This window comes from Mesorhizobium sp. M5C.F.Ca.IN.020.32.2.1, from assembly GCF_004023105.1.
Lineage (GTDB): Bacteria > Pseudomonadota > Alphaproteobacteria > Rhizobiales > Rhizobiaceae > Mesorhizobium > Mesorhizobium wenxiniae.
Genome location: NZ_RZSX01000274.1, coordinates 1 through 7,108, shown reverse-complemented (window position 1 = coordinate 7,108; position 7,108 = coordinate 1). Strand labels below are relative to the sequence as shown.

The 7,108-nt window shown below is 61.8% G+C and carries 8 protein-coding genes; 1 reads left to right on the top strand and 7 read right to left on the bottom strand.

Going from position 1 to position 7,108, the window contains the following annotated elements; translation table 11 throughout:
* A partial coding sequence (locus EOA86_RS15615; RefSeq protein ID WP_281035665.1) for a NusA N-terminal domain-containing protein occupies positions 1-303 on the bottom strand: 303 nt, incomplete at its 3' end.
* A 48-nt stretch (positions 304-351) separates the two neighbouring features.
* Positions 352-996 carry a ribosome maturation factor RimP gene (rimP, locus tag EOA86_RS15610; RefSeq protein ID WP_127208848.1) on the bottom strand — a complete coding sequence of 215 codons (645 nt, stop codon included), beginning with the start codon at positions 994-996 and terminating at the stop codon, positions 352-354.
* 283 nt (positions 997-1,279) lie between these two features.
* On the opposite strand from rimP, the gene EOA86_RS15605 reads away from it, so the two are divergent.
* Entirely contained in the window at positions 1,280-1,444 is a 165-nt protein-coding gene (locus tag EOA86_RS15605; RefSeq protein ID WP_095517012.1) for a hypothetical protein, read from the top strand.
* A gap of 75 nt (positions 1,445-1,519) precedes the next feature.
* Here EOA86_RS15605 and EOA86_RS15600 read toward each other — a convergent pair whose 3' ends face one another.
* The 5 genes from EOA86_RS15600 to EOA86_RS15580 form a co-directional block, all read right to left on the bottom strand.
* A complete protein-coding gene (locus EOA86_RS15600) occupies positions 1,520-2,221 on the bottom strand; it encodes a tRNA (guanosine(46)-N(7))-methyltransferase TrmB (RefSeq protein ID WP_127208847.1) in 702 nt (233 codons plus the stop codon).
* A gap of 11 nt (positions 2,222-2,232) precedes the next feature.
* Positions 2,233-3,522 carry a methionine adenosyltransferase gene (gene metK / locus EOA86_RS15595; RefSeq protein ID WP_127208846.1) on the bottom strand — a complete coding sequence of 430 codons (1,290 nt, stop codon included), beginning with the start codon at positions 3,520-3,522 and terminating at the stop codon, positions 2,233-2,235.
* 324 nt (positions 3,523-3,846) lie between these two features.
* Positions 3,847-4,266, bottom strand: a complete 420-nt coding sequence (locus EOA86_RS15590) for a helix-turn-helix transcriptional regulator (protein ID WP_029356958.1) — start codon at positions 4,264-4,266, stop codon at positions 3,847-3,849.
* 137 nt (positions 4,267-4,403) lie between these two features.
* Positions 4,404-5,996, bottom strand: a complete 1,593-nt coding sequence (gene lnt / locus EOA86_RS15585) for an apolipoprotein N-acyltransferase (protein WP_128342437.1) — start codon at positions 5,994-5,996, stop codon at positions 4,404-4,406.
* Between the two features lie 206 nt (positions 5,997-6,202).
* Positions 6,203-7,108, bottom strand: a 906-nt coding sequence (locus EOA86_RS15580) for a hemolysin family protein (RefSeq protein ID WP_164891770.1), incomplete at its 5' end; no start/stop codon positions are given.

Genomic DNA, 7,108 nt, shown 5'->3' with positions numbered 1-7,108 from the left:
CTGTTCGGCAATGAAGTCGCCGAGCTGGGCGTCGGGATTGCGCTCGCGCGCGGAGGAAATGGCGATCTGCGTCGCATAGTCGTCGACTTTCTCGACCACTTCCATCAGCCGCTGCAGCTTCATCTCGCCGGTATTCGGATTGATGTCGGCACGGATGTTGGTTTCCTGGCCATAGCGCGAGCGCGCAGCCTTCTGGATCGCATCGGCCATGGCGGCGATCACGATCGACTTGTCGATCGACTTTTCACGCGCGACCGCGTCGGCGATCTGCAGCAGTTCAAGCCTGTTGGCGCTTACAACCATCGTTTTTCTCCCGAGCTTGTTGCCGAGCCTTTGCGCCCGGCAGCCCAATCACATTTCCTGTTCGGTTTCATCTTCCGCGCCCGCTTCTGCGCCCTCTGGCGCGTCTTCGGGTTCGCCGCGGCGCTTCTTGGCTTCCTTGCGCGCCCTGTTGTCTTTCGACAGCGCGTCGCGGATAAGGTCATCGGTCAGGATCAGCCGTGCCTCGGCAATCGCATCGTAGGGCACACGCACCGTCGGCTCTTCGCCATAGGCCGCCTTGTCGCGCTCGATCAGCACGCCGTCCGCGTCGCTCTCGGCGATCTTGCCCTTGAAGCGCTTGCGGTCGGCGACAAGGACCGAGGTCTCCACCTTCACCAAATGACCCGTCCAGGTCGCGAAATCCGACTTGCGGACCAACGGCCGGTCGATACCCGGCGACGATACTTCGAGATGATATGCCTTTTCGATCGGATCATCGACATCGAGCGCAGGCGACACCGCCCGGCTGACCTCTTCGCAATCCTCGACGGTCATGGTGCCGTCCTCGCGCTCGGCCATGATCTGCAGCGTCAGCCCGTTCTGGCCCGTCAGATGCACCCTGACTAGGCGGAAGCCGATGGCACGCAACACCGGCTGCACGATCAGCGCGATGCGCGCATCGATGCCGCTTTCGCGGATGATGCGGTCGTCGCTGTCGGGTACCGTTGCAGTCATTCGATTCCTGTCGCTTCATCGGCGGTCGGAAGGTAACAAAAAAGAGCGGGACCGGGTGGACCCACTCTTCGCCATACCGACCAAGAATTTGAGCTTGATATAGGCGATCGCGGCCGCCGTTTCAAGTCCGCATGCAGGGTATGGTGAAAGTGCCGGGGGGCAGCGTTGCATAGGGCGCATGGCGGCCATGCGGCAACGTCCCTGTGATATCAGGCGAAAGCGCCTATCTATGTTGCGCTGCACAAATTCAATCACGCATCGCAGCAGGCGAAAGGGCATAATCATGACCAACCGCAAAGTTTTCTCGGCCATCGGCGATTTCTTCACCGTGTTCGGCAGCGCCGTCGCCGCGTCGCACGCGGTCGAAGCCGGCCGCAAGCCACGCGCGCGCGATCTGCGCAATCTCGGCATGGATCCGGCCGCCTTCAACAAGATCGGCCGCTTCTAAGACCGGCGACGCAGCGCGAGGACATCTTTGGTCCTCGTCGACGGCAAAGCGCGCGACGCGCGCTGCTGAATAGGACTATCTCCGGACGAAGGTGAGATAGGCCGGCCGCCGGCCTTCGCGAATGGCCTTCGCCTCGTAGCGCGTACCCGGCCAACCCTCATAGGGCCGATGCCAGTCGGCGGCCTCTTCAGCCTGCCACGCAAACGCATCATGTACCCGGCAATGCAGCAGCGTCCAGTTCACATAGCTATCGATATCGGAAGCAAAGCGGAATTTTCCGCCTGACTTCAGGACGCGCGCGAAACGGTGGAGATTGACGGAACTGACGAAGCGTCGCTTCCAGTGTTTCTTCTTCGGCCAGGGATCGGGATAGAGAAGGTCGATGCCGTCGAGCGAGGCTTGCGGGAGCCAGTCGAGCAGGCGCGTGGCGTCGTCGTCATAGACGCGAAGATTGGCAAGCGGCCGTTCCCTGACGGCCATCATCATCTTGGCCATGCCATTGACGAAAGGTTCGACGCCGACAAAACCGGTTTCAGGAGCCGCCGTCGCCCGATGCAGCAGGTGCTCGCCGCCGCCGAAACCAATTTCGAGATGAATGGCGCAGACATGGGCTTCGAACAGGCTGCGCAATTCGGCCGGCGGTCCGGCCGTCAGATCGAGCCGGTAGGTGCTGAAGCCGCTTTCCAGTGCCGCCGCCTGCTGCGGACGGATGGTCTTGCCGCGCCGGCGACCGAAAAATGCTTCGGTCGCACGGCTTGGCCGGTCTTTCGGATGCATGGACGCCGCGGCTAGGCCGCGACTGCTTCGGCGGGCGCTTCGGCGAGTGCATCCTTGAGCGCCTTGGCGAGGTCGGTCTTTTCCCAGGAAAAGGACCCGTCACGGCCGGCCTTGCGGCCGAAATGGCCATAGGACGACGTCTTCGCGTAGATCGGCTTGTTGAGATCGAGGTGGCGGCGGATGCCGGACGGCGACAGGTCCATCACGGTGCGCAGCGCCTGCTCGAGCTTTGCCTCATCGACCTTGCCGGTGCCGTGCAGGTCAACATAGACCGACAGCGGCTGGGCGACGCCAATGGCATAGGAAAGCTGGATGGTGCAGCGATCGGCGAGCTTGGCGGCCACCACATTCTTGGCGAGATAGCGTGCCGCATAGGCTGCGGAACGGTCGACTTTGGTGGTGTCCTTGCCGGAAAAAGCACCGCCGCCATGGGGCGCTGCACCGCCGTAAGTGTCGACGATGATCTTGCGCCCGGTCAGGCCGGCGTCACCGTCTGGCCCGCCGATGACGAACTTGCCCGTCGGGTTTATGTACCAGTTGCAGCTGTCGGCGATCTTCAGCTCGCCGAGCGCCTCGCGAATATAGGGTTCGACGACATTGCGGACCTTCTTCGAATCCCAGCTGGCGTCGAGATGCTGGGTGGACAGCACGATTTGCGTCACTTCCGCCGCCTTGCCGTCGATATAACGGACGGTCACCTGGCTCTTGGCGTCCGGCCCGAGCCGGCCGGCATCGCCGTTGCCCTCATGGCGCGCGGCGGCCAGCAACTCGAGGATCTTGTGGCTGTAGTAGATCGGCGCCGGCATCAGATCCGGCGTCTCGCGGCAGGCATAGCCGAACATGATGCCCTGGTCGCCGGCGCCTTCCTCGCCTTGCCGGTCGGAGGCGTTGTCGACGCCTTGCCCGATATCCGGCGACTGGCCGTGCAGCAGAACCTCGATCTTTGCTGTCTTCCAGTGGAAACCCGCCTGCTCATAGCCGATTTCGCGGATCGCCTTGCGGGCGACCGACTTGAACTTCGCCGGATTGACGAGCGGATGACCGGCGGCATCCATCAGGATGTTGCCGGCCTTGTCCTTCTTGAGCAGGGTCTCGGGGACGCGGACCTCGCCGGCGATCACGACGCGATTCGTGGTCGCCAGCGTCTCACAGGCGACGCGGACCTTCCAGGGGTCCATGCCGGTCTTTCTGGCCTCGCGATAGACCAGATCGACGATCTCGTCGGAGATACGGTCGCAGACCTTGTCGGGATGACCCTCGGCAACGGATTCCGAGGTGAATAGATAGTTTTGCCGCGTCACGGGTGTCCCCTCTTGAAAAAATATCGGCACGCTGCCGATTGGCGCGCCACGTGTTAGCTGTGCCGGGCGGCGCTCGTCAAGCGGTGCGGCCATTCTGGTATGAAAATCGCGCTATTATCTTGTACCACTGTGACCGGCGGCAGGATGCCGCAAGCGCGCTTAGCTCCAACACGTTGCTTCCATGGGTGTCGAGTAAAATCGATCCGCTCTCCGGCATGCCTATGGGATGTAAATTCCACGGTGCGCGAGATCGCGAGAATTTGCCTGCCCGCTATGACGGCCTCGCCATTTCCGGGTTTTCAACGGCCAAATCAATCGGCCCAATCAATCGACTTCGTCGGTGGAAAGGGCCTTCACAAGCTCGATGATCTTGCGGCGTATCTTCACGTCGGCGATCTTGACGAAGGCCCGGTTGAGTTGAAGACCTTCAGGACTGCCGCAGAATTCGACGGCAAAAGCCATTGATGTATCCTCGGCAAATCCGCGGTTGCCCACGGTCTCCTGGCCCGGCGCGTCCTCGAAAAAGAAAGCGACAGGAACGCCGAGTATCGAGGCAATTGCCTGCAAACGGCTGGCACCAACACGATTGGTCCCCTTTTCGTATTTCTGTATCTGCTGAAAAGTTATGCCGAGGTTCTCGCCCAGCTTCTCCTGACTCATTCCCAACATATTGCGACGAAGCCTGATGCGACTTCCGACATGAATGTCGATAGGATTCGGCTTCTTCTTGTTTTCTTCTGCCATTTTTTCCTCGCCGAATTTTTCCGGCTTTTTGTGTTTTTCTGCCCAAACGAAGCCGGCGGCCGGTGCCCCAACACAACGACGTACCGACTTCGAGAAGTTTCAGGCCGTTACAGTATGAGTTTCTAATGTGTCGACTGTCAATTCGCCCGTAGCTTTTGCCTTACATTCGATGTGAAAGCGGCCAGGGCAAACAGCAACAAGATCATCAGTCCGTTAATGCGTCTTTGGCGCGAAGAAACGATGGCTTGATCGGAAATCGGCACATGTACATCGATGGCTCCGCGTGCGTCGATCGCCAGCGCGTCGAGGATACGCCCGCGCGGATCGACGACAGCGGAGATGCCGTTATTGGCCGCGCGCAACAAGGGCACCCCGTTCTCCACAGCACGAATCTGCGCCTGCCTGAAATGCTGGTACGGACCCGGCGTGTCACCGAACCACGCGTCGTTCGTGACATTCACAATAAGCTCGGCTGACGTAGCGTCAATCGCCACCAGATCGGGAAAGATGACTTCATAGCAAATGAACGGAAGCACGCGGATACCCCCGGACAGCGCGATCGGATGCCGCTCATTGCCGGCCGCGTAGGTCGTCGGCCCGGCGACGAGCTGTTTGAGCCCGAAGCGGCCAAGAAGGTCGGCAAGAGGCAGATACTCGCCAAAGGGCACCAGATGAACCTTGTCGACAGCATCTGCGATTTCGCCCTTGTCGTCGATCGCCACCACCGAATTGTAGTACCGCCTGTCGGCATCTGCCGCCGAGCCGCCCTCCTCCCGGACGACGCCGGCGATCAGCATCTGGCCGTCGTCAAGCATCTCTCCCAGCGCGGTCAGCGCATCGGGACGTTCGGCGAAAAAAAACGGCACGGAGGTTTCCGGCCAAAGGATCAATTGCGGCTTGTCATGGCCGGCCTCCGGCGCCTTGGCCGAAAGCCCCATCAGCGTAGCGAAGATCCGGTCGGGCACCGAAGCGTCCCACTTCTCGCTGAGGTCGACAGCCGGCTGCACAATGCGGACGTCGAGGCCGCGCTCCGCCGGCTTCTCGGGAATAGCAAGCCGGATATAGCCGAAGCCGACATGGGCCGCGACGACAACGGCAAGCAGTGCAGCTCCCAGGCGGACATGCCGGCGCGCCGCAAGCAGGGCCGGCAATGCAAAGACGAAGACCGCCAGCGCGTTCATGCCGACCATGCCGGTCACCGACACGCTCTGCATAAGCAAAGGCACCGGCATCGCCGCGTAGCCGACGGCATTCCACGGGAACCCGGTGAACAGAAAATCGCGCAGCCATTCCGCCAGGCCAAAACCGAAGGCAAGGGCAGCGATGCGGCCGATGTCGTTGCTCCACAGCAGCCGGGCAACCGCTGTTGCGAAGCCGTAGAAAAAGGCGAGGGCCAGCGGAATTCCGACCACTGCGAAGGGAAGCGCCCAGGCGAAACTGTCGGCCTCGACCAGAAGTGCCGAGCCGATCCACCACAGGCCGGCGAGAAAATAGCCGAAGCCGAACCACCAGCCGATGGCGAAAGCCGGCCGCAAACGCCAGAACCAGCCATCGGAGGCTTCGCCGGTCGCGCCGTCGAGGAGCCAGACCAGCAGCGGAAACGAAATAAAACAGACGGCGAAGAAATCGTAAGGCGCCTGGGCAAGAACCGCCAGCGCGCCAGCAAGAAACGCCACAAGCGTGCGGCGCCAACCCCACAGCAGAATTATCTGGCCGGCCAGACGCTTCATCAATGCTTCCGAGTCGTGCGAATCACCGAGCAAGATTTATCAGGCCGCGGTCCGCGCTCCAAACGGCGACCGCTTCAGCCAGCGTGCCGCACCGAATTTCGGCAATCCAACCGTTGCGGACTCAAAAGCAGGGTTCGCAGACGAAGTAAGAAGCGCAAGGTTGAGTGCTTGAACGGATTGTCGATCGATCGGGCGAGCCGCGTCTTTCAAGCCTGCTCGGCGCGCACCGCGCGCCGGCGGCGCTCGCCCTTCTGGCTTTCCATGATGCGCACGCGCTTGACGCGGCGCGGATCGGCGTCGAGCACATGGAATTCGAAGCCAGGGATGGCCTGCACCACTTCGCCGCGGGCCGGAACCCTGCCAAGCGTGTTGAAGATCATGCCGCCGATCGTGTCGACATATTCGCCATGCTCGCCGGCGGCGAAATCCTCGCCGATCATCTTGGCGACATCGTCGATCTCGGCCTTGCCGTCGACGACGAACACGCCCTCGCCGGTCTGGGTGATCATCGGCTCGTCCTCGTCATGCTCGTCCTCGATGTCGCCGACCACCATCTCGACGATATCCTCGAGCGACACCAGACCGTCGGTGCCGCCATATTCGTCGATGACCAGCGCCATCTGGGTACGCATCGCCTGCATCCGCCCCATGAGATCGGAGGCGAGCATCGACGGCGGCACGAAAAGCACCGGGCGAATCAGGGTCAGGTCGCCTATGGTGCGCGTGAGATCGACCTTGGCGAGATCGAGAAGCGTGGCGGCGGCGGTTTTCCTGGTCGTCCTGCCCTTCCTGACGCGGGCGATCTTGGTGATGTGCGCGAGCACGTCGCGGATGTGGACCATGCCGCGCGGGTCGTCGAGCGTCTCCGAATAGACCGGCATACGGGAATGGCCAGACTGCTCGAACAGCCCCAGAAGATCGCCCAGGTTTGTCGTGATCTCGACCGCCTCAATGTCGGCGCGAGGCACCATGACGTCCTCGACGCGCACCTCGCGTAAGCGCAGGATGTTGTTGAGCATGGCCCGTTCGCCGGGCGAAAAGGCGCCGGCATCGCTCGCCGTTTCGGCAAGTGCGTCGGCGATCTCCTCGCGCAGGCTGGCGCCGTTGCGTGG